Here is a 21,351-nt window from a genome sequence, read left to right as displayed (position 1 = left end):
TGACTGATCCACCGCTATCGGGGGCAAGCCCCCTCCCACATTTGATTGCATTTCAGGCTGGTTAAGCTGACCACGGCGACTGGCGAATCACCTCGACAAAGTTCATCGGCCTGAACCCCGGCTCCTGATCCACCAGCACATCGGTCTTCACGTTGCCAAACGTGGTCTGCGGACGATGGCGCAAGCCGTCGGCGAACGCGCAGATGATGCATTCCTTGAACCCCTCACCGCGTGGATGCGCATGCACCACCGCTTCGCGCTGCACGGTGCTGAATGCGGCGTAGTCCATGCCCAGCACGTCCATCTCCACCCCGGCAGTCACCAGCGCCACGGTAGGGCGCAGATGCTGCGGTACGCCCGGCGTGGTGTGCAGGGCGATGGACAGCCACACCTGTTCGATATCGTCGTCGCTCAGCCCATACGGCTTGAGAAAGGCGGCCGCCGCGTTGGCGCCGTCCACTTCGAAACGTTCATGGTCACTGCGATGACCCTCCACCAGGCCGAGGTCGTGGAACATCGCGCCGACGTACAGCAGCTCCGGGTTGTAGGCCAGTTGCTTGCGCTCACCGCTCAAGGCGCCGAACAGGAACACCCGACGGGAGTGGTGGTAGAGCAGGTCTGACTCAATGTCGCGGATGTACTCGGTGGTGGCCCTGGCCAGGGCGCTGTCGGGGATTTTGATGCCGGCGATGGTGGTGTTCATGGTGGCTCTCCTCTGGAAAGCGTCCAGTCTGGTTACGTAACCGCGATGGAGCCATCGCAACGATGGAGCGTTCTCGGCCAATGTGCCACCACATCGTGCCAAGGCAAAATCGGCTAGGGTAAGGCCTGCGACAATCCAAATGTGGGAGGGGGCTTGCCCCCGATGAGGGAGTGTCAGTCAGCACATGTGTGACTGACCCACCGCTATCGGGGGCAAGCCCCCTCCCACAGGGTATCCGTGTTTATTCAGTTGGAAAAAGGTGTGTCGCTTATGAGCAAAACCGTCGCCATCCTGATCTTCCCCGGCGTCCAGTCACTGGATGTGAGCGGGCCGATGGATGTGTTCTGCGAGGCCAACCGCTTCCTGGCGCCTGAAGAGCACTACCGCCTGGAAGTCATTGGCCTCGGCCACGGCACTATGGCGTGCTCGAACGGTTTGTCCTTGCAGGCGCACAAGCACTACAGCGAAGCCTTGCAGCCCTACGACCTGTTGCTGGTAACCGGCGGCCCGCAACTGCCCTTCGAGGATTTCGGCCACCGGTTTGATGAGTGGCTGCGCGGTGCCGCTTCCAGGGCACAACGTTTCGGCTCGATCTGCAACGGCGCGTTCACGCTGGCCCGCGCCGGTCTGCTGGACGGTAAAACCGTCACTACCCACTGGAATGACGCCGCCAACCTGGCCCGGTTGTGTCCCTCGGCTCAGGTCGAAGCCGACCGCCTCTACGTGCAGGACGGCAACCTCTACACCTCTGCCGGGGTTACGGCGGGGATCGACCTGTCGCTGTACCTGCTGGCCCAGGACCATGGCCCGGAAGTCGCATTGAGCGTGGCCAAGCGCCTGGTCGTGTTTACCCAGCGTTCGGGCGGCCAGTCGCAGTTCAGCCCGTTCCTCACGCCCCATGCCGAAGCCACCTCGGCGGTGGCGCTGGTGCAGTTGTACGTGCTGGCGAACCTGACCGGGGATTTGAGCATTGCCGACCTGGCCAGGGCGGCCAATATGAGCGCGCGCAATTTCTCCCGGGTGTTCGCCCGTGAAGCGCGGATCACGCCGGCGGAATTTGTCGAGAGGGCACGCGTGGACGCGGCGCGGGTGATGCTTGAAAGCACTCATGCGCCGCTCAAGACCGTGGCCTATCAATGCGGGTTTCGCGATGCCCAGCACATGCGCAGTGTGTTCAACCGTCGGCTGGGCGTGACGCCGCAGCAGTTCAGGCTCAACTTTGCCGTAAATGTGGGAGGGGGCTTGCCCCCGATGGCGGAGTGTCAGCCAAAGATTAGCTGACTGATCCACTGCTATCGGGGGCAAGCCCCCTCCCACATTTGATTGCATTTCAGGCTGGTTAAGGTGACCACCTCACCCCCTCCCATATTTTGACCCAGTGATACTCGGTTATCTGGCAGGCAACAGTTTCAAGGTGCCACGGGTATTCGCCGTGATTTCTTCTTCACTGAAATGCGCCTGCTCGTACCCGCCTTCGATATAGGTTTGTGCCTGGTCGCTGTAGTGCGCATCAAACGGCACGCCGCTTTGACCCACCGGGTTGATGGTCAGGGCATGGGCGGCGTCGGCGAAGTCGATCAGGCGGCGGGTCGAAGGGCCGTAGGTCACCGGCCAGGGTGCCGGGCCGATCATGGCGGTCTGGTTGTTCGGCACTTCGTGGCTGCCCGGTGCCGCGAAGGGGCCAACGTTGAAGAGTTTGTCCAATGGCTTTTGCATGCCCAGCGGGTGGCCGTGGGTCAGGGTGTGCGCTTTGCCCCACTGCCACTGGGACGGGTCATCGCCGAAGGTGGCTTTCAGATGCGCCAGGCTGTTGTCCCAGGCCCGCTTGACCGTGTCGGCCCGCGTGCCATTCCACCAGGGCGAATCCGCGGTGGCGGCCAGGCGGGGCAGGGCGGCGTCGATCACGCGGGTGCCGAGCAGCGTTTTGAACAGGGCGTCGCCCAGTTTCGGGTGGAAGGTCGCATCGGCAAGGTTGAACAGCAACTGGTTGAACAGGGTGGCACTGGTGGAATCCAGTGGGTAGTCGCCTGTCCAGCTTGCCAGTTGCTCCACCAGCTTCAACTGCGCCGGGTCTGTGACCACCTCGCGCAACACCGGCAACAACGGCGCCAGCAGTCGCGGGCCAAAGGCGGTGGTGGTGCCCAGTTGCAGGGCCTGGCTATTGTTCACATCCCATTTCACGCGGTTGTCGCTCAACTGCGCATTCAACTGCTGGCCACGGTCGGCGAGGTTGTAATAGCCGGGGATTTCCATGCCGCTGGGCGATGCCGGCTGGGCATTGGCGGAGACCACATAGCCGCGCGCCGGGTTTTCCTCCTGAGGGTTGGCGCTGAACGGGTAGAAGCCCAATTTATCGGCCTGGGCGGTACTGCCGTCAAGGATGAACCCCGGGTTGACGCCGGCCGGGCGTATCGGCAACTGCGCCGCCGCCCACCAGCCGATATCGCCTTTGGCATTGGCCCACACGATGTTCAGGCCCGGCGCCGATACCTTGGCCGCCGCTGCGCGTGCCTTGGCCAGGGTGTCGGCGCGGTTGAGCTGGTAGAAGCCTTCGAGGATCGGGTTCTCGGTGTCGAGGAACGCCCACCACATGGCAATCGGCGTGGCACCGGCCTGTTCACCGAGCACGTCATTGACGATCGGGCCGTGGGGCGAGCGGCGCAGGACGAGCGTGACCGGGGCCTGGCCCTTGACCTGGATTTGCTGTTCGCTGCTGCTCATGTCCACCCACTCGCCGTGGTACCAGACCTGGTTGGGGTTGGCCGGGTTGACCTTCTCGGCGATCAGGTCGAGGTCGTCGTTCTGGAACATGGTCAGGCTCCAGCCGAAATCCAGGTTGTGGCCCAGGAATGCCACTGGCACCAGCGCGTTGTGATAGCCATACAACTCAAAGCCCGGCGCCGACAGCTGCGCCTCGTACCACACCGACGGCACCGAAAAGCGAATATGCGGATCGCCGGCCAATAACGGTTTGCCGCTTTTGGTACGGTTGCCGCTGATGGCCCAGGCATTGCTGCCTTCCAGTTGCGGCAAGCCGTTGTCGGCCAGGGCCTGCTCGCTCAGGCGGGCGAGGGCGCCGAGGGTGTTCCAATCGGCGGCCGCCAGGTTGAGTGCGCCTTTGGGTTGCCAGTCCAGGTCGAACACCTTGAGGTAGTCGCTGCCCAATTGGTCGCGCACGTAAGTCATCACCGGTTCGGTACGAAAGGCTGCGGCGAAGCTGTAGGCCATATACCCGGCGACACTGATGGAGTCCTCGGCGGTGAAGGGCCGCTTGGGAATGCCCAGTACGTCGAACTCTATTGGGCTGGCGTGGCTGGCCTGGTATTGATTGATCCCGTCCAGATAGGCGTGCAGGGCCTTCCAGGCGTCCGAGTCAGGGTTCATGTGCTCGACGTAGCTCAGGGCACGCTCGCGAATGCGCAGGCTGCGAAACAGCTTGTCGGTCTCCAGCAGCTTGGGACCCAGCACTTCGGCCAGTTCGCCACGGGCCAGGCGGCGCATGATTTCCATCTGGAACAACCGGTCCTGGGCATGCACATAGCCCAGCGCGCGGTACAGGTCGGCTTCGTTCTCGGCGCGGATATGCGGCACGCCACGGTCGTCGTAGCGCACGGTGACCGAGCCTTGCAGGTGCGCCAGCGTGACCGTGCCCTGGCGGCCGGGTTGCTTGCTGTAGAGGTAGCCGCCGGCGCCAAGGGCGGCCAGCACAATCAGCACCACGAGAGCCTGCAAGACACGCTTCATCGACTTTCCTTTATCCAGATGGACGGACTACGGTTGCCCAGGCCACGAACAATAGCAGCCCACCGCCAGGGTGTGCGTGGCGTTGATTTCGCGCCCGGCTTGCAGGGCCTTGAGGATCGGCTCGATAAAGCTGTTGCCGGCATTGCAGGTCAACCCTTCGCTGTACGGGCCGAAATACGCGAGCTTGCCCGTACGGTCCCAAATGCCCACGGCCGGGCTGGCCGGTACCTGGTCGGCGCCGGGAAGGGCCTCGAGGGTTTTCATTCGGCGCAGGTTGTCCGGCAGGGCGCCGTGGCTGCCGGCTTTTTGCAGGGCATAGAACTCGACGCCTTGCGGTGCGTAGTGCTCGATCAGCTCACCCAGGTGTTGCTGGTTACCGACATTGCACGGGCAGGCCGGGTCCCAGAAGTGCACCAGGCGAATCGGGCCAGGGCCGCTGAGTGCGGCGGGCAGTTGCAGCGCATCGCCGGATAATACCGCCGTGTGCTCGCTGAAGGCGCGCAGGTAACGGCCCTGGAACCAGTCATACGCGGCCCACAGCACGCCGGCGCAGATAATCAGCACCAGGCTGGCGAACAGGGCAGTGCGGTAGGGTTGTCGCATTCAGAGGTATCCTCGCGGGTCGCGTAGCTTGCCATGCTTGTCCTGACAGATGAATATCGCAGCTCGATATTCATCTTCACCGTCAGTCTGGAAGCCTTTATGCCCGTCACCTTTGACCCTGATCATCTGCGCGAAAGCTTGCAGCCCCTGATGCATGCGCAGCCGCTGTCAGCCGAGGCGCGGGTATACCAGCGGTTCTACGGGTTGGACCTGCCGGCCCGCAAGGCCGTGAGCCGCCTGGGGCGTATGGAGGTGGCCGGGTTCGAGGTGGTTGCGCAGGTGTGGTGGCCTTCGGCGCCGGTGGCAACGATGTTCATGTTCCACGGCTTCTACGACCACATGGGGCTGTATCGCCATGCCGTGGACTGGGCGTTGGAGCAGGGTTTTGTGGTGATCGCCTGCGACCTGCCGGGCCATGGCTTGTCCAGCGGCATACGGGCCAGCATCGATGATTTTGCGGTGTACCAGCACGTGGTGCAGGCCTTGTTCGCCGAAGCCGCGGCGTTGCAACTGCCGCAGCCCTGGCACCTGTTCGGGCAAAGCACCGGTGGCGCAATCGTGATTGACCACCTGCTCAACCACGGCGACGAAAGCCCGGCCCAGGGCAAGACGTTTCTACTCTCGCCCCTGGTACGTCCGCGAGCCTGGGGTTGGTCGCAGCTCAGCTATTACCTGTTGCGCCCGTTCGTCAAAGGCATCGCGCGACGTTTCAGCGATAACTCCAACGACCCGGCATTCAGGCCTTTTCTCGAAGCCGACCCGTTGCAGCCGCGCCAACTGCCCACCGCCTGGGTGGGGGCGCTGGCGTGCTGGATCAAACGCATCGAAGCCGCACCCCGCAGCGCTCGGCGGCCAGTGATCGTGCAGGGTGAGGAGGATATGACGGTGGATTGGCAGCACAATCTACGTGTGTTGCAGGACAAGTTCGATCGGCCTGAGGTGTTGATGCTCAAGCGCGGCCGGCATCATTTGGCCAATGAGATTCCCGAGATTCGCGAGGAGTACTTCAATTTTCTTACGCAGCAACTGAAGTAACGCAATCCAAATGTGGGAGGGGGCTTGCCCCCGATGGCGGTGGGTCAGGCAAACATTTTTTGCTGAACCACCGCTATCGGGGGCAAGCCCCCTCCCACACTTTTATTACTGCGCCAGGCTTGAGGTGCTCTGGCCGACAGCCAATCCCGCACGGATGGCCGCCAGCGCCGCCTGGTAATACGCCTTACCCTCCGGCGATTCGGCAAACGTCGCGAACTCTTCCAGCTCCGGGTCAGACAAATCCCGATAGACGTACAGCAGCGTGTTATTCAGATCCTTGTCGATCTGCTGCATCAAGCGCTCACGCTGCCCATTCAACATGCCCTGGGCCTGACCGCCGCCCAGCAGGCCGGGGATCATCTGGCTCAAGCTGTCCGCCGCCACGCCGGCAATCGCCAGGCTGACTTCGGCGCCCGCTTCACGCGCGGGCAGGGCCTGGGCCAGGTGGCCGATGATCAGGCTGCGGGTAGCGTCGGCCTGGATTTTCGGCAGGCCCTGGGCGTTTTTCGCCAATTGGTCGCGACGCGTGGCGAGCAGCTCGGCGGCGACAATCTTGCGGCCCAGGGGGGATTGGAAAAACGCGAGGGCCGGTTTCGGGTCCGCCAGGTGCTTGCGCAATTGCGCTTCAGCACGCTGGTCCATGGCCTGGGCCGCGAAGCGTTTGCTGCTGTTGTCCACCAGCGCCTGGTACACCGCCGGCGGCAGGCTGTTGCGGTAGCGCTGCTGTGCGGCAGTGAGGGCGTCGTTGAAGTGCGCACGTTGTTCGGCCCAGCCGGCGACTTTGTACAACTGGTCATGGCCGTCTGCCCAGGCGGGTAAAACGCAGAACATCAGCAAGGAAAAAAACAAACGACGCATAAGGACTCCTGTCAGTCGGCCACTATTGTCCGTGTCGGGCGTAGGATTTGTCGAGAAGTCCTATCAGTCACCTGACTAAAGTGTATTCGGGCGCTCGACGGCGCTGTCCGATTCACAGGCGTATGGATACTATGCGCGCCATGCAAATACCCCTCGATCACCCGCTGCTGCAACGCATTGTCGACGACCTGGCCGAAAAAGGCTGGTCGCAGCAGAACGCCTTCCTGCCCCAGGCTCTGACCCTGGAGCTGGCGGCCGAGTGCCGTAAACGTGCGGCCGAAGGTGAACTGGCCCCGGCGGCCGTGGGGCGCGGGCCGGCCCAGGAAATTCGCGAGGGGATTCGCGGCGATCATATCCAATGGCTGGAAGAGGGCGACGCCGCCGTCTGCGACACCTACATGGCCGTGATGGACAGCCTGCGCCTGGCGATGAACCGTGGCCTGTTCCTCGGCCTGGAAGACTTCGAAAGCCACTTCGCGATGTACCCGCCCGGGGCGTTCTACCTCAAGCACCTGGACCGTTTTCGCGACGATGACCGGCGCATGGTCTCGGCGGTGATCTATTTGAATGACGCCTGGCTGCCCGAGCACGGCGGTCAGTTGCGCATGTACCTCAAGGGCGGCATCGAACATGACGTGCTGCCCGCCGGTGGCAGCCTGGTGGTGTTCCTGTCGGGCGAGGTGCCCCACGAAGTCCTGCCCGCCACGCGCGAACGCCTGTCCCTGACCGGCTGGTTTCGTAGGCGCGGCAACGAGCCGTTCTGAGCAGGCAAAAGGCTCCGACCCATCCCTCAAGTCGTGCCTGGAACAAAATGTGGGAGGGGGCAAGCCCCCTCCCACAGGGGTTATCGCGTATCCCCGTCGAGCCACTTCTCTTCCAGCGCCTTTAGCCGACCATCGTCCTTCACCCGTTTCAACGCCCCGTCCAGGCTGCTCTTGAACGCAGGGTTGCCCTTCTGAAACGGAATCGCCAGTTCAGGTTTGTCGTTATACGCGGCGCTGAAATCGAAACGATCCTTCAGCTCGGCAGTCATAGCGATATGGTTGATTGCCACGTCGTATTTGCCGGTCGCCACGCCGTTCAGCAGGTCGGCATCATCGGTGGTGATAAACGAGGAGCGAACGTCCATTTCCTTGGCCAGTTGCTCACCCAGCTCCACTTCAAAGCCGGTGAGTTTGTCGCCTTCCTTGAAATTGAAGGGCGGGGTATTGGCTTCGAGGGCGATGCGCAGTTCACCGCGATCGTTGACGTCGTCGATCAGCTCGGCGTGAGCCCAGGGGCTCAGAAGGGGAAGCAACAGTAACAGGCCAGGCGAGAAGCGCATGGTCACTCCTAAGGAATTCGGATGTACGAGGCGCTGTTCAGCATCGTTTTGCTATGGTGTTGAGTGCCTTGGACAGCAATTTGCCGCGAAGTTGTCATAACCCTACAGATTTCACAGAAAAACTGGAGAAGCGAATGAAAGCCCTTTTGTCCCGTGCAACCCTGGCCAGCCTGTTGCTGGGTGCTTCGATGTTGGCGACCGCCGCTGACGGTATCCCGCGTAGCGCTCCACCTGAAGGTGCCAAGGTGTTTATCGTTTCGCCGAAAGACGGCGCCACCGTCGATAAAACCTTTACCGTGAAATTCGGCATGGAAGGCCTGAAACTGGCCCCGGCCACCGATCAGACGCCCGGCACCGGCCATCACCACCTTCTGATCGACCAGAAAGAACTGCCGGATGCAAAACTGCCGATCCCGGCCACCGACACCGTGATCCATTACGGCAAGGCCCAGACCGAGACCGAATTGACCCTGACCCCCGGCAAGCACACCTTGCAACTGGTGGCCGGCGACAAGCTGCACATGCAGTTCAACCCGACGGTTGCCTCCAAAGTCATCACGGTTAACGTCAAGTAAGCGTTGTGCAGGCGAAAAAAAGGGAGACCCGCCGGGTCTCCCTTTTTTGTGCAGCGTTTAAAGCGTTAGAACAACACGCGGCTACGAATCGTGCCGTTGATGTGCTGCAGCTTCTCTTGCGCCAGGTCCGAGTACTCGGCGTCGACGTCGATTACCACGTAGCCGACCTTCTCGTTGGTCTGCAGGAACTGGCCGGAGATGTTGATGCCGTTTTCCGCGAAGACCTTGTTGATCTCCATCATCACACCCGGAATGTTCTGGTGGATGTGCAGCAGACGGTGCTTGCCAGGGTGAGCCGGCAAGGCCACTTCCGGGAAGTTGACCGACGATACCGAGGTACCGTTGTCGCTGTACTTGACCAGCTTTTCCGAGACTTCCAGGCCGATGTTGGCCTGGGCTTCAGCGGTGGAGCCGCCGATGTGCGGGGTCAGGATCACGTTGTCCAGGCCGCGCAGCGGGCTTTCGAAGATGTCATCGTTGGAGCGTGGCTCCACCGGGAACACGTCGATGGCGGCGCCGATCAGGTGCTTGTCCTTGATCGCGTCGGCCAGGGCGTCCAGCTCGACCACGGTGCCGCGTGCGGCGTTGATCAGGATCCCGCCTTTCTTGATCGCACGGATTTCCTTCTCGCCGATCATCCACTGGGTCTCGGCGGTTTCCGGAACGTGCAGGGTGACGATGTCGGACATGCCCAGCAGCTCGGTCAGGCTCGACACTTGCGTGGCGTTGCCCAGCGGCAGCTTGGTCAGGGTGTCGTAGAAGAACACCTGCATCCCTAAGCCTTCAGCCAGTACCGACAGCTGTGTGCCGATCGAACCGTAACCGACGATCCCCAGCTTCTTGCCGCGAATTTCGAAGGAATTGGCCGCGCTCTTGATCCAGCCGCCACGGTGGCAGGAAGCGTTCTTCTCGGGGATACCGCGCAGCAGCAGGATGGCCTCGGCCAGCACCAGCTCCGCAACGGAACGGGTGTTGGAGTAGGGTGCGTTGAACACCGCGATACCGCGCTCGCGCGCCGCGTTGAGGTCGACCTGGTTGGTGCCGATGCAGAAACAGCCGACGGCCACGAGTTTCTTGGCGTGGTCGAAGATCTCTTCGGTCAGCTGAGTGCGGGAGCGAATGCCGATAAAGTGCGCGTCGGCGATCTTTTCCTTGAGCTGGGCTTCCGGCAGAGAACTGGTGATGTACTCAATGCTGGTGTACCCGGCGGCTTTCAGAACGTCGACAGCCGATGGGTGGACGCCTTCCAGAAGAAGGAACTTGATCTTGCTCTTATCGAGAGAAGTCTTGCTCATCTGCGTAAACCTGTATCCCGGAGAAAAATGGCAGGGAATCGAGCAGCGCAAGCTGACCCGGACGGCAGGAAAGCCGTCACCGCAGAAACGCCCTTGGGCTCTGTCCTGCGGGGGCGGTATGCTAGCATACGCGCCCCGCTAAACACCTATTCCTGCGACGTGAAGCGTTCTCAGGATGACCATGAATTGTTCGAGAGTTCTGTCGATGACCCATCCTGCCCTGATTGATGAGCTGAAGACCCTGGTTGAGCCCGGCAAAGTGCTGACCGACGCCGACTCCCTGGAGGCTTACGGCAAGGATTGGACCAAGCACTTCGCGCCCGCGCCGTGCGCCATCGTGTTCCCCAAGACCACCGAACAGGTGCAGGCCATCGTCCGTTGGGCCAATAGCCACAAGGTGGCGCTGGTGCCGTCCGGCGGACGTACCGGCCTGTCGGCGGCGGCTGTTGCGGCCAATGGCGAAGTAGTGGTGTCGTTCGACTACATGAACCAGATTCTCGACGTGAACCTCACCGACCGCACCGCCAAGTGCCAGCCGGGCGTGGTCACCAAGCAGTTGCAGAACGTCGCTGAAGAACACGGCCTGTACTACCCGGTGGATTTCGCATCGTCCGGTTCCAGCCAGATTGGCGGCAATATCGGCACCAATGCCGGCGGGATCAAGGTGATTCGCTACGGCATGACGCGCAACTGGGTAGCCGGGATGAAAGTGGTCACCGGCAAGGGCGATGTGCTGGAACTGAACCGCGACCTGATCAAGAACGCCACCGGCTACGACATGCGCCAGCTGTTCATCGGCGCCGAAGGCACCCTGGGCTTTGTGGTGGAAGCCACCATGCGCCTGGACCGTGCGCCGAAAAACCTCACGGCCATGGTGCTTGGCACCACCGACTTCGACTCGATCATGCCGGTACTGCATGCCTTCCAGGGCAAGCTCGACCTGACCGCGTTCGAATTCTTTTCCGACAAGGCCCTGGCCAAGGTCCTCGGCCGTGGCGATGTGCCGGCGCCGTTCGACACCGAATGCCCGTTCTACGCACTGCTGGAATTCGAAGCCACCACCGAAGAAGTCGCCAATCACGCCCTGGAAACCTTTGAGCACTGCGTCGAGCAGGGCTGGGTGCTGGACGGCGTGATGAGCCAGAGCGAAACCCAGCTGCATAACCTGTGGAAACTGCGCGAGTACATCTCCGAGACGATTTCCCACTGGACACCGTACAAGAACGATATCTCGGTCACCGTTTCCAAGGTGCCGGCGTTCCTCAGCGAAATTGACGCAATTGTCGGCGAACATTACCCGGATTTCGAAATCGTGTGGTTCGGTCACATTGGCGACGGTAACCTGCACCTGAACATCCTCAAGCCGGAAACCCTGAGCAAGGACGAGTTCTTCGCCAAGTGCGCCACCGTGAACAAGTGGGTGTTCGAGACCGTCGCCAAGTACAACGGCTCGATCTCCGCCGAACACGGCGTGGGCATGACCAAGCGCGATTACCTGACCTACAGCCGCTCGCCGGTTGAAATCGAATACATGAAAGCAGTGAAAGCCGTGTTCGACCCCAACGGGATCATGAACCCTGGCAAGATCTTCGCTGTTTAACCGCCCCTGAAGGAGTCGTTTCATGAGCTACCAGCACAAGTACGTCGACGGCACCAACATCCACTTTCCGGTAGGCAAAGTCGTGTGTATCGGGCGTAACTACGCAGAACACGCCAAGGAACTGGACAACCCGGTACCCACCGAGCCACTGCTGTTCATCAAGCCGGGCAGTTGCGTGGTGCCGCTCGAAGGCGGTTTCGCCATTCCGACCGAGCGCGGTTCGGTGCATTACGAAGCGGAGATCGCCGTGTTGATCGGCAAGCCGTTGTCGAACAAGCCAAGCCGCGAAGAAGTGCTGGACGCCATCTCCGGCTTCGCCCCGGCCCTGGACCTGACCCTGCGCGACAAACAGGCGGAGCTCAAGGTCAAGGGCCTGCCATGGGAGATCGCCAAGTCGTTCGACGGCGCTGCGGTGATCGCGCCTTTCGTGGTGAGCAGCACCTTCGCCGACGTGACCGATATCGGCATTCGCCTGACCATCAATGGCGAAGTGCGTCAGAACGGCAACAGCGCGCAGATGCTCAACCCGATCGTGCCGATGATCCAGCACATGGCCGGCTGCTTCTCGCTGCAGGCCGGTGACGTGATCCTGACCGGCACACCGGCGGGCGTCGGACCGCTGAATGTCGGTGACAAGCTGGTGCTGGAGTTGTCGGGCGTGAACCGCTTCGAAAGCGTGGTGCGCTGATTATCTGCATACATGCTGTAAAAAATGTGGGAGGGGGCTTGCCCCCGATTGCAGTGTGTCAGCCAGCAAATCTGTGGCTGACACTCCGCTATCGGGGGCAAGCCCCCTCCCACATTTGATTGTGTACATCTGCCAAAACCGGTGTTTTTGCATTTTTTTCACACGCCACCCGGATAATCCCGATCCTGTGCTATTCCCTACCGCTGACTTTCCGGAAAAAAGCGCCCCATGGCCGTGCCTCTGCCCACTTCCAAACCTACGCTTCGCTCGCGCCTGACCATGCGCTGGTATTCCTGGGTGTTCCTGGCCGGTGCGATCCTGTACGGCATCGCCTGGGCCATGCACTGGGACGATCGGGGTGTGCTGTGGGTGCTGGAGGGTTTTGAAAGCCCGGCCGAACGCCGGGAAAGTGTGTGGCTGCCGGACTATCACGTGGTCATTGACGCCAAGCTGCTGCCGGGTATGGAGAAGGATGAGGCTTCGGATCTGTCCTATAACCCCCAGACCAAAACCCTGTTTTCCGTGATGGGCAAGAACCCGTTCCTGGTGGAACTGAGCCTGCAAGGCGATGTGCTGCGCAAGATGCCACTCAATGGCTGGAACAACCCCGAAGGCCTGACCGTCATGGAAAATGGCCTGATGGCTGTGGTCGATGAGCGTCAGCACAGCCTGACCCTGATCAAGGTCGACGCGGGCACCACGGCGTTGAACAAGGCTGACTTCCCCAGCTATGACCTCGGCCCGTCCAAGGATCAGAACAAAGCCTTCGAAGCCATTACCTGGGACAAGCGCAACCAGCAACTGGTGCTGGGCGAAGAGCGCCCACCGGCGCTGTTCACCTGGAAAAGCGATGGCAGCCAGACCCTGGCAGGCGACAAGCAAAAACTGGCCAGCACCGAACTCGACATGCGCAACCTCTCGGCGCTGGCGGTTGACCCGCGTACCGGGCATCTGCTGGTGCTGTCGGCCGACTCCCACCTGTTGCTGGAGCTGGACGAGAAGGGTGAGCAAGTCAGCTTCATGACCTTGCTGGGCGGTTTCAACGGCCTCAAAGACACCATCCCGCGTGCCGAAGGTGTGACCATGGACGAGAGCGGCACCCTTTACATGGTCAGTGAACCCAACCTGTTCTATCGTTTTGAGAAGCAGAAATAACGTACGTTTACGTCAGACATTTCTTAAATAGCGGCATTCGCCAGGCATCCCGGCGCGTTTAAGTTTAAATTCAGGCGACCTTGATATCTATTCGCCAGTTTTTCTCTCTGAGCCCGCCCCGATGCGTCGACTTGCCCGCCCCAAACCCGCTTTAGTCATCCTGATTCTGATTGCCCTGGTTGCCGCCGGGGTGGTTGCGCAGCAGTTTCGCTTGTTCGAGCGTGCCTGGTTCAATTGGCAGGTGTGGCATCAGCCAGCCAATGAACGCAGCATCGGCCTGGCGGATTACCGCGTCTCCCTGGAGGGCCAGGTGATCGAAGGGCTCGACGACGATGTGTCGGCCCTCACCTACGATCCGGTGCGCAAAAGCCTGTTTACCGTCACCAATAAAAACGCCGAGCTGGTCGAGCTGTCCCTGCAGGGCAAGATCCTGCGGCGGATTCCCCTGGTGGGCTTTGGCGATGCCGAGGCGGTGGAGTTCATCAGCGACAACATCTATGTGATCAGCGACGAGCGCCAGCAGCGGCTGATCAAAGTGCATGTGGATGACGACACCCAGTTTCTCGATGCCGCCGATGCGGAGCAGATGACCCTGGGCGTGCACATCGGCAGCAACAAGGGCTTCGAGGGCCTGGCCTATGACTCGGTGGGCAAGCGCCTGTTTGTCGCCAAGGAACGCGACCCGATGGTGATTTACGAGGTCCACGGTTTTCCCCATTTCAAAGCGGAAAAAACCTACTCGGTACACGTGATCAACAACCCCAAGCGCGATGCCGGGCTGTTTGTGCGCGACCTCTCTAGCCTGCAATACGACGAGCGCAGCGGCCATTTGCTGGCGCTGTCGGATGAGTCGTTCCTGGTGCTGGAGCTGGACATCGACGGTCGCCCGCTGAGCAGTCTGTCGCTGCTCAACGGGCGCCACGGCCTGAAAAAGCGTGTGCCCCAGGCCGAAGGCATCGCTATGGACGACGAGGGCACGCTGTATCTGGTCAGTGAGCCGAACCTGTTCTACGTGTTCAAAAAGCCCTGATCAGAACATCCACTGCACGCTGTGTTACATAAATCCAGCGTGGAGCACATACCAAATGTGGGAGGGGGCTTGCCCCCGATTGCAGTGTGTCAGTCAGCCTATCGGTACTGATATACCGCTATCGGGGGCAAGCCCCCTCCTACATTGGAACTGCCACATCGGAACTGCGGTGTTCTCAAGCTTTGAGGGTTTTCACGCCTTCCGGGGTGCCCAACAACAACACATCCGCCGGGCGCGCGGCGAACAGGCCGTTGGTGACCACGCCAACGATGGCGTTGATCTGCGTCTCCAGCTCCACCGGGTGGGTGATCTGCATGTTGAATACATCGAGGATGATGTTGCCGTTATCGGTCAACACGCCTTCGCGGTACACCGGGTCGCCGCCCAGTTTCACCAGCTCGCGGGCCACGTGGCTGCGGGCCATCGGGATGACTTCCACCGGCAGCGGGAACGCGCCGAGTACCGGCACCAGCTTGCTGGCGTCGGCGATGCAAATGAAGGTCTTGGCCACCGCCGCGACGATCTTCTCGCGGGTCAGGGCTGCGCCGCCGCCCTTGATCAGGTTGAGGTGTTCATCGCTTTCGTCCGCGCCGTCGATGTAGAACTCCAGGTCGCTCACGGTGTTGAGCTCGTACACCGGAATGCCATGGCCTTTAAGGCGTGCGGCGGTCGCTTCGGAGCTGGCCACGGCGCCATCGAACGCGCCTTTGTGCAGGGCCAGCGCATCGATAAAGCAGTTGGCGGTGGAGCCGGTGCCGACCCCGACGACGCTTTTGTCGTCGAGTTTGGGAAGGATTAAATCGACGGCGGCCTGGGCCACTGCCTGTTTGAGTTGATCCTGGGTCATGCGGGCTCCGGAACGGGCGGGGAGTTATCGAGGGCGGCGAGTATACCCCAACAAACCTTGGGATTCGTGTGGTCTCCCGGCCAAAAGCCGGGTTAGACTCCGTGGTCCTGCCCAACCCCCGAAGTAGATGCCTGCCGATGCTTGAACACTACGTCAAAAAGATCCTCACCTCGCGCGTTTACGACGTTGCCGTAGAAACACCCTTGCAGACTGCCCGCCAGCTTTCCGAGCGGCTGGGCAATCAGATTTGGCTCAAGCGCGAAGACTTGCAGCCGGTGTTCTCGTTCAAGATTCGCGGCGCCTACAACAAACTGACCCAGCTCAGCGCCGAGGAACGCGCACGCGGCGTGGTCACCGCCTCGGCGGGCAACCATGCTCAGGGCCTGGCCCTGGCGGCCAAGGTGCTGGGGGTCAAGGCGACCATCGTGATGCCCAAGACCACGCCGGAAATCAAGGTCGAAGGCGTGCGCTCCCGTGGAGGCAAAGTGGTATTGCACGGCGATTCCTTCCCGGAGGCGCTGGCCTATTCGCTCAAGCTGGTCGATGAAAAAGGCTACGTCTACATTCACCCCTACGATGATCCGCACACCATTGCCGGGCAGGGCACGGTGGCGATGGAAATCCTGCGCCAGCACCCCGGGCCGCTGGATGCGATCTTCGTACCGGTGGGCGGCGGCGGGCTGATCGCCGGTATCGCGGCGTACGTGAAATACCTGCGTCCGGAGATCAGGATCATCGGCGTCGAGCCGGACGACTCCAACTGCCTGCAAGCGGCGATGGCCGCCGGTGAGCGCGTGGTGTTGCCGACCGTGGGCATCTTCGCCGATGGCGTGGCGGTGGCGCAGATCGGCCAGCACACCTTCGACATCTGCAAAGACTATGTGGATGAAGTGATCACCGTCAGCACCGATGAAATCTGTGCGGCGATCAAGGACATCTACGACGACACCCGCTCCATCACCGAGCCGGCCGGTGCGTTGGGCGTGGCCGGGATCAAGAAGTACGTCGAGACCCGCGGCGTCAGCGGCCAGACCTTCGTCGCCATCGATTCGGGCGCCAACGTCAACTTCGACCGCCTGCGCCATGTAGCCGAACGTGCCGAGCTGGGTGAAGGCCGCGAAGCCATCATCGCCGTGACCATTCCCGAGAAGCCGGGCAGCTTCAAGGCGTTCTGCGAGGCGGTGGGCAAGCGCCAGATTACCGAATTCAACTACCGCTATCACACCGGCAGCGAGGCCCACATCTTCGTCGGCGTGCAGACCCACCCGGAAAACGATCCGCGCAGTGCGTTGATCGCAAGCCTCACGGACCAGGGTTTCCCGGTGCTGGACCTGACCGAAAACGAATTGGCCAAGTTGCATATCCGCCATATGGTGGGTGGGCACGCGGCAAAGGTCAGCGACGAGCTGGTGTTTCGTTTTGAGTTCCCGGAACGGCCGGGGGCGCTGTTCAACTTTCTTAACAAACTGGGCGGGCGCTGGAACATCTCGATGTTCCACTATCGCAACCACGGTGCGGCCGATGGCCGTGTGGTCGCCGGCCTGCAAGTGCCGGCGGACGAGCGCCACCTGGTGCCGGCGGCCCTGGCGGAAATCGGCTACCCGTACTGGGATGAAAGCGAAAACCCGGCCTACCAGTTGTTCCTCGGTTGAGCGACTAAGCTGACTGAGCGGCCTTCAAGGAATCGAGACTATGGAAACGCTGACCACCCTCAAGGTTATCCACATCGCCGCCACCGTGTTGCTGCTGCTCAGCGGCCTCGGCCTGGCGGTACTGGCCTGGCGCAAGCGCAGCGCCGGGCCGGCGGTGACTGTGCAACGGCCGTGGGCATTTGTGTGGCTGCTGATGGGTATTTGCCTGCTCAGCATGCCGTTCACCGGTTGGTGGCTGGTGCACCTGACCGGCTGGCCGCTGGGGCAAACCTGGATTCTGGGCTCCAGCATTCTCTATACGGTGGCGGCGTTGGCCTGGTTCTGGTTGGTGGCGCGGCTTAATCGGTTGCGCAAGGGCGAGGGCGGCAGCCTGAATTTCACTTTGGTGCTGGCGGTGGTGAGCCTGGTGGGGTTTGTGGCGATTGCCGGGCTCATGGGGGCCAAGCCGGTTTAAGGCTTGAGACCGCGTCGGCTGCATCGGGGGCAAGCCCCCTCCCACATTTGAAATGCGTTCCAAGTGTGGGAGGGGGCTTGCCCCCGATAGCGTTATCAGCTGCGCAGCGTAATCACCGGCCAACCACGCCGTTCAGCCTCAGCCCGAAGATTGGGATCCGGATCCACCGCCACCGGGTGCGTCACCTGCTCCAGCAACGGCAAATCATTCATCGAGTCGCTATAGAAGTAGCTGTCTTGCAGGCTATACCCGGTCTCTTCCAGCCAACGGTTCAAGCGCGTCACCTTGCCTTCGCGAAAGCACGGCACATCGGTGCTGCGTCCGGTGTAGCGGCCATTTTCCATCTCGCATTCGGTGGCAATCAGGGTTTCAACGCCCAGGCGTGCGGCTATCGGCGCGGTGACGAAACGGTTGGTGGCGGTGATGATCACCAGCTTGTCGTCGGCGGCGCGGTGTTTGGCCAGCAGTTCCAGGGCCTTGGGCAAGATGATCGGCTCGATGCAGTCGCGCATATAGTCGTTATGCCATTCGTCCAGCTGAGCCATTTCGGTGCGGCCGAGGATTTCCAGGCAGAAGTTCAGGTAAGCGGCGTTGTCCAGCGTGCCGGCCAGGTAGTCCTGGTAGAACTCGTCGTTACGGGCCTTGTAGGCCACCGGGTCGAGGATCTTGCGTTCACACAGGTAATCGCCCCAGGCGTGGTCGCTGTCACCGCCGATCAGGGTGTTGTCCAAGTCGAATAAAGCCAGGCGCATTGCAGTTACTCGCTGAAAAGTCTGTAAAAAGGCGTCCAGAATACGGTCTTTTCACAAGAGTGCACATAAGGTAAGAAGCCTCGTTGCCGCTGGAGGAAGCTTTGTGGAACAATGCGACGATATGCGTTTGCGAGGTTGTTGCCGTGATCGACCCCGATGGTTTCCGTCCTAATGTCGGGATTATTCTCACGAATGATGCCGGACAGGTGCTATGGGCTCGCCGAATCAACCAAGATGCCTGGCAGTTTCCTCAAGGTGGGATCAACCCCGATGAAACCCCTGAAGACGCCTTGTACCGTGAGTTGAACGAAGAAGTCGGCCTTGAGCGCGAAGATGTGCAAATTCTGGCCTGTACCCGTGGCTGGTTGCGCTATCGTTTGCCGCAACGCCTGGTGCGTACCCACAGCCAACCGCTGTGTATCGGCCAGAAGCAGAAGTGGTTTCTCCTGCGCCTGATCTCCAATGAGCAGCGGGTGCGGATGGATTTGACCGGTAAACCGGAGTTCGATGGCTGGCGCTGGGTCAGTTATTGGTACCCGCTGGGCCAGGTGGTGACATTCAAGCGCGAGGTTTATCGTCGCGCTCTCAAAGAGCTTGCCCCGCGCCTTTTATCGCGCGACTGACGACGGAGTTCGACCCCGAGCCATGCTCAATACGCTGCGCAAGATCGTCCAGGAAGTTAACTCCGCCAAGGATCTCAAGGCGGCGTTGGGGATTATTGTGTTGCGCGTCAAGGAAGCCATGGGCAGCCAGGTCTGCTCGGTTTACCTGCTGGACCCCGAGACCAACCGTTTTGTGCTGATGGCCACGGAGGGCTTGAACAAGCGCTCCATCGGCAAAGTCAGCATGGCGCCCAATGAAGGTCTGGTGGGCCTGGTGGGGACGCGTGAAGAACCCCTGAACCTTGAAAATGCGGCCGATCACCCGCGTTATCGCTACTTTGCCGAAACCGGCGAAGAACGCTACGCCTCGTTCCTCGGTGCACCGATCATTCACCACCGCCGCGTTGTCGGCGTACTGGTCATCCAACAGAAAGAACGCCGTCAGTTCGACGAAGGTGAAGAAGCCTTCCTGGTGACCATGAGCGCCCAGCTCGCCGGGGTTATCGCCCACGCCGAGGCCACCGGCTCGATTCGCGGCCTGGGGCGCCAGGGCAAGGGCATCCAGGAAGCCAAGTTCGTCGGCGTGCCGGGTTCGCCGGGTGCCGCCGTGGGTACCGCCGTGGTCATGCTGCCACCGGCCGACCTCGACGTGGTGCCGGACAAGACCGTCGATGACATCGACGCTGAGATCAAACTGTTCAAGACCGCCCTGGAAGGCGTGCGCGCGGACATGCGCAACCTGTCGACCAAGCTGGCGACCCAGTTGCGCCCCGAAGAGCGTGCGCTGTTCGATGTCTACCAGATGATGCTGGACGACGCGTCCCTGGGTAACGAAGTCAAGACCGTGATCAAGACCGGCCAGTGGGCCCAGGGCGCACTGCGCCAGGTGGTCACCGATCACGTCAACCGTTTCGAAATGATGGACGACGCCTACCTGCGCGAGCGTGCCTCTGATGTACGCGACCTGGGTCGCCGTCTGCTCGCCTACCTGCAGGAAGACCGCACCACCAACCTGGTCTACCCCGACAACACCATCCTGATCAGCGAAGAACTGACCGCCACCATGCTCGGCGAAGTGCCTGAGGGCAAACTGGTGGGCCTGGTCTCGGTATTGGGTTCGGGCAACTCCCACGTGGCGATCCTGGCCCGTGCCATGGGCATCCCGACGGTGATGGGCCTGGTGGACCTGCCGTATTCCAAAGTGGATGGTATCGACATGATCGTCGATGGCCATCGCGGCGAAGTCTTCACCAACCCCAGCGAATTGCTGCGCAAGCAATACGCCGAAGTGGTCGAGGAAGAGAAGCAGCTGGCGTTGGGCCTGGACTCATTGCGCGAACTGCCGTGCGTGACCATCGACGGCCACCGTGTGCCGCTGCTGGTCAACACCGGTCTGCTGGCCGATGTGGCCCGTGCGCAGCAGCGCGGCGCGGAAGGGGTAGGGCTGTACCGCACCGAAGTGCCGTTTATGATCAACCAGCGTTTCCCGAGTGAGAAGGAGCAGCTGGCGATTTATCGCGAGCAACTGCAAGCCTTCCATCCGTTGCCGGTGACCATGCGCAGCCTGGATATCGGCGGCGACAAGTCACTGTCGTATTTCCCGATCAAGGAAGACAACCCCTTCCTCGGCTGGCGCGGTATTCGCGTCACCCTCGACCACCCTGAAATTTTCCTGGTGCAGACCCGCGCCATGCTCAAGGCCAGCGAAGGCCTGAACAACCTGCGTATCCTGCTGCCGATGATCTCCGGCACCCACGAGCTGGAAGAAGCCCTGCACCTGATCCACCGCGCCTGGGGCGAAGTGCGCGACGAAGGTGCCGACGTGCCGATGCCGCCGATCGGCGTGATGATCGAAATTCCGGCGGCGGTGTATCAGGCCAAGGAGCTGGCGCGGCAGGTTGACTTCCTGTCCGTGGGCTCCAACGACCTGACCCAGTACCTGCTGGCCGTGGACCGCAATAACCCTCGGGTCGCCGACCTTTACGACTACCTGCACCCGGCCGTGCTGCAAGCGCTGCAACACGTCGTGCGCGACGCCCATGCCGAAGGCAAGCCGGTGAGTATCTGCGGGGAAATGGCCGGCGACCCGGCGGCGGCGGTGCTGTTGATGGCGATGGGCTTTGACAGCCTGTCGATGAACGCCACCAACTTGCCGAAAGTGAAGTGGATGCTGCGCCAGGTTGAATTGAGCATGGCCAAGGATTTGCTGGCCGAGCTGATGACCATCGACAACCCGCAAGTTATCCACAGCTCGCTGCAATTGGCGCTGAAGAATCTGGGGCTGACCCGGATGATCAACCCGGCTTCTGCGAAAACCCTTTAGACCTGCCAATGAACATCCAATTGTGGGAGGGGGCTTGCCCCCGATAGCAGTGTGTCAGTCAGAGTATCTGGTACTGATACACCGCAATCGGGGGCAAGCCCCCTCCCACAA

General features: G+C 61.4%; 20 protein-coding genes. 12 read left to right on the top strand and 8 right to left on the bottom strand.

Features of this window, described 5'->3' with window-relative positions; all coding sequences use genetic code 11:
- Positions 1–61 precede the first annotated feature (61 nt).
- Positions 62–703, bottom strand: a complete 642-nt coding sequence (locus BOP93_RS25700; protein WP_104505052.1) for an HD domain-containing protein — start codon at positions 701–703, stop codon at positions 62–64.
- Positions 704–973: 270 nt separating this feature from the next.
- On the opposite strand from BOP93_RS25700, the gene BOP93_RS25695 reads away from it, so the two are divergent.
- Positions 974–1,984: a GlxA family transcriptional regulator gene (locus BOP93_RS25695; RefSeq protein WP_104505051.1), complete on the top strand. Its 1,011-nt coding sequence runs from the start codon at positions 974–976 to the stop codon at positions 1,982–1,984.
- A 108-nt stretch (positions 1,985–2,092) separates the two neighbouring features.
- Here the strand turns inward: BOP93_RS25695 and BOP93_RS25690 are convergent, their stop codons facing one another.
- Together BOP93_RS25690 and BOP93_RS25685 are read right to left on the bottom strand one after the other, a co-directional pair.
- Positions 2,093–4,447, bottom strand: a complete 2,355-nt coding sequence (locus BOP93_RS25690) for a penicillin acylase family protein (RefSeq protein ID WP_104505050.1) — start codon at positions 4,445–4,447, stop codon at positions 2,093–2,095.
- A 27-nt stretch (positions 4,448–4,474) separates the two neighbouring features.
- Positions 4,475–5,050 carry a DUF6436 domain-containing protein gene (locus BOP93_RS25685; RefSeq protein ID WP_104505049.1) on the bottom strand — a complete coding sequence of 192 codons (576 nt, stop codon included), beginning with the start codon at positions 5,048–5,050 and terminating at the stop codon, positions 4,475–4,477.
- 99 nt (positions 5,051–5,149) lie between these two features.
- Between BOP93_RS25685 and BOP93_RS25680 the strand changes: the two genes are divergently transcribed.
- A complete protein-coding gene (locus BOP93_RS25680; RefSeq protein WP_104505353.1) occupies positions 5,150–6,085 on the top strand; it encodes an alpha/beta hydrolase in 936 nt (311 codons plus the stop codon).
- A gap of 105 nt (positions 6,086–6,190) precedes the next feature.
- Here BOP93_RS25680 and BOP93_RS25675 read toward each other — a convergent pair whose 3' ends face one another.
- Positions 6,191–6,943 (bottom strand): DUF2059 domain-containing protein, encoded by a 753-nt coding sequence (locus BOP93_RS25675; RefSeq protein ID WP_065893877.1) that lies wholly within the window; start codon positions 6,941–6,943, stop codon positions 6,191–6,193.
- Between the two features lie 131 nt (positions 6,944–7,074).
- Here BOP93_RS25675 and BOP93_RS25670 point away from each other — a divergent pair, with 131 nt between their 5' ends.
- On the top strand, positions 7,075–7,707 hold the full coding sequence (locus BOP93_RS25670) for a 2OG-Fe(II) oxygenase (protein ID WP_104505048.1): 633 nt from the start codon (positions 7,075–7,077) through the stop codon (positions 7,705–7,707).
- An 80-nt stretch (positions 7,708–7,787) separates the two neighbouring features.
- Here the strand turns inward: BOP93_RS25670 and BOP93_RS25665 are convergent, their stop codons facing one another.
- Positions 7,788–8,267: a transporter substrate-binding domain-containing protein gene (locus tag BOP93_RS25665; protein ID WP_065936948.1), complete on the bottom strand. Its 480-nt coding sequence runs from the start codon at positions 8,265–8,267 to the stop codon at positions 7,788–7,790.
- 134 nt (positions 8,268–8,401) lie between these two features.
- On the opposite strand from BOP93_RS25665, the gene BOP93_RS25660 reads away from it, so the two are divergent.
- Entirely contained in the window at positions 8,402–8,842 is a 441-nt protein-coding gene (locus BOP93_RS25660) for a DUF4399 domain-containing protein (RefSeq protein WP_065887058.1), read from the top strand.
- A 65-nt stretch (positions 8,843–8,907) separates the two neighbouring features.
- On the opposite strand, the gene serA is transcribed toward BOP93_RS25660, so the two are convergent.
- Complete coding sequence (gene serA / locus BOP93_RS25655) at positions 8,908–10,137, bottom strand: phosphoglycerate dehydrogenase (RefSeq protein ID WP_003176761.1); 1,230 nt, start codon at positions 10,135–10,137, stop codon at positions 8,908–8,910.
- Positions 10,138–10,342: 205 nt separating this feature from the next.
- Here serA and BOP93_RS25645 point away from each other — a divergent pair, with 205 nt between their 5' ends.
- The 4 genes from BOP93_RS25645 (at position 10,343) to BOP93_RS25630 (ending at position 14,610) form a co-directional block, all read left to right on the top strand.
- On the top strand, positions 10,343–11,737 hold the full coding sequence (locus BOP93_RS25645; protein ID WP_104505047.1) for an FAD-binding oxidoreductase: 1,395 nt from the start codon (positions 10,343–10,345) through the stop codon (positions 11,735–11,737).
- A gap of 22 nt (positions 11,738–11,759) precedes the next feature.
- Positions 11,760–12,425, top strand: coding sequence for a fumarylacetoacetate hydrolase family protein (locus tag BOP93_RS25640; protein ID WP_104505046.1), 666 nt, complete (start codon positions 11,760–11,762; stop codon positions 12,423–12,425).
- 228 nt (positions 12,426–12,653) lie between these two features.
- The gene (locus BOP93_RS25635) at positions 12,654–13,580 is read left to right on the top strand and encodes an SdiA-regulated domain-containing protein (protein ID WP_104505045.1); all 927 of its coding nucleotides are present in this window, start codon (positions 12,654–12,656) and stop codon (positions 13,578–13,580) included.
- Positions 13,581–13,701: 121 nt separating this feature from the next.
- Positions 13,702–14,610 carry an SdiA-regulated domain-containing protein gene (locus tag BOP93_RS25630; RefSeq protein WP_104505044.1) on the top strand — a complete coding sequence of 303 codons (909 nt, stop codon included), beginning with the start codon at positions 13,702–13,704 and terminating at the stop codon, positions 14,608–14,610.
- Between the two features lie 175 nt (positions 14,611–14,785).
- Here BOP93_RS25630 and rpiA read toward each other — a convergent pair whose 3' ends face one another.
- Positions 14,786–15,457 (bottom strand): ribose-5-phosphate isomerase RpiA, encoded by a 672-nt coding sequence (rpiA, locus tag BOP93_RS25625; protein ID WP_104505043.1) that lies wholly within the window; start codon positions 15,455–15,457, stop codon positions 14,786–14,788.
- Between the two features lie 137 nt (positions 15,458–15,594).
- Between rpiA and ilvA the strand changes: the two genes are divergently transcribed.
- Complete coding sequence (ilvA, locus tag BOP93_RS25620; protein WP_065934185.1) at positions 15,595–17,109, top strand: threonine ammonia-lyase, biosynthetic; 1,515 nt, start codon at positions 15,595–15,597, stop codon at positions 17,107–17,109.
- 40 nt (positions 17,110–17,149) lie between these two features.
- A complete protein-coding gene (locus BOP93_RS25615) occupies positions 17,150–17,563 on the top strand; it encodes a DUF2269 family protein (RefSeq protein ID WP_104505042.1) in 414 nt (137 codons plus the stop codon).
- 95 nt (positions 17,564–17,658) lie between these two features.
- On the opposite strand, the gene BOP93_RS25610 is transcribed toward BOP93_RS25615, so the two are convergent.
- The gene (locus tag BOP93_RS25610) at positions 17,659–18,315 is read right to left on the bottom strand and encodes an HAD family hydrolase (RefSeq protein ID WP_104505041.1); all 657 of its coding nucleotides are present in this window, start codon (positions 18,313–18,315) and stop codon (positions 17,659–17,661) included.
- A 143-nt stretch (positions 18,316–18,458) separates the two neighbouring features.
- Between BOP93_RS25610 and BOP93_RS25605 the strand changes: the two genes are divergently transcribed.
- Both BOP93_RS25605 and ptsP read left to right on the top strand, forming a co-directional pair.
- Positions 18,459–18,938 (top strand): RNA pyrophosphohydrolase, encoded by a 480-nt coding sequence (locus tag BOP93_RS25605; protein ID WP_053128161.1) that lies wholly within the window; start codon positions 18,459–18,461, stop codon positions 18,936–18,938.
- A 22-nt stretch (positions 18,939–18,960) separates the two neighbouring features.
- A complete protein-coding gene (gene ptsP, locus BOP93_RS25600; protein ID WP_065887067.1) occupies positions 18,961–21,240 on the top strand; it encodes a phosphoenolpyruvate--protein phosphotransferase in 2,280 nt (759 codons plus the stop codon).
- Positions 21,241–21,351 lie beyond the last annotated feature (111 nt).

It is taken from the genome of Pseudomonas orientalis, from assembly GCF_002934065.1.
Lineage (GTDB): Bacteria > Pseudomonadota > Gammaproteobacteria > Pseudomonadales > Pseudomonadaceae > Aquipseudomonas > Aquipseudomonas orientalis_A.
The sequence above is the reverse complement of the archived record's forward strand: the minus strand, read 5'-3'. Positions and strand labels throughout refer to the sequence as shown.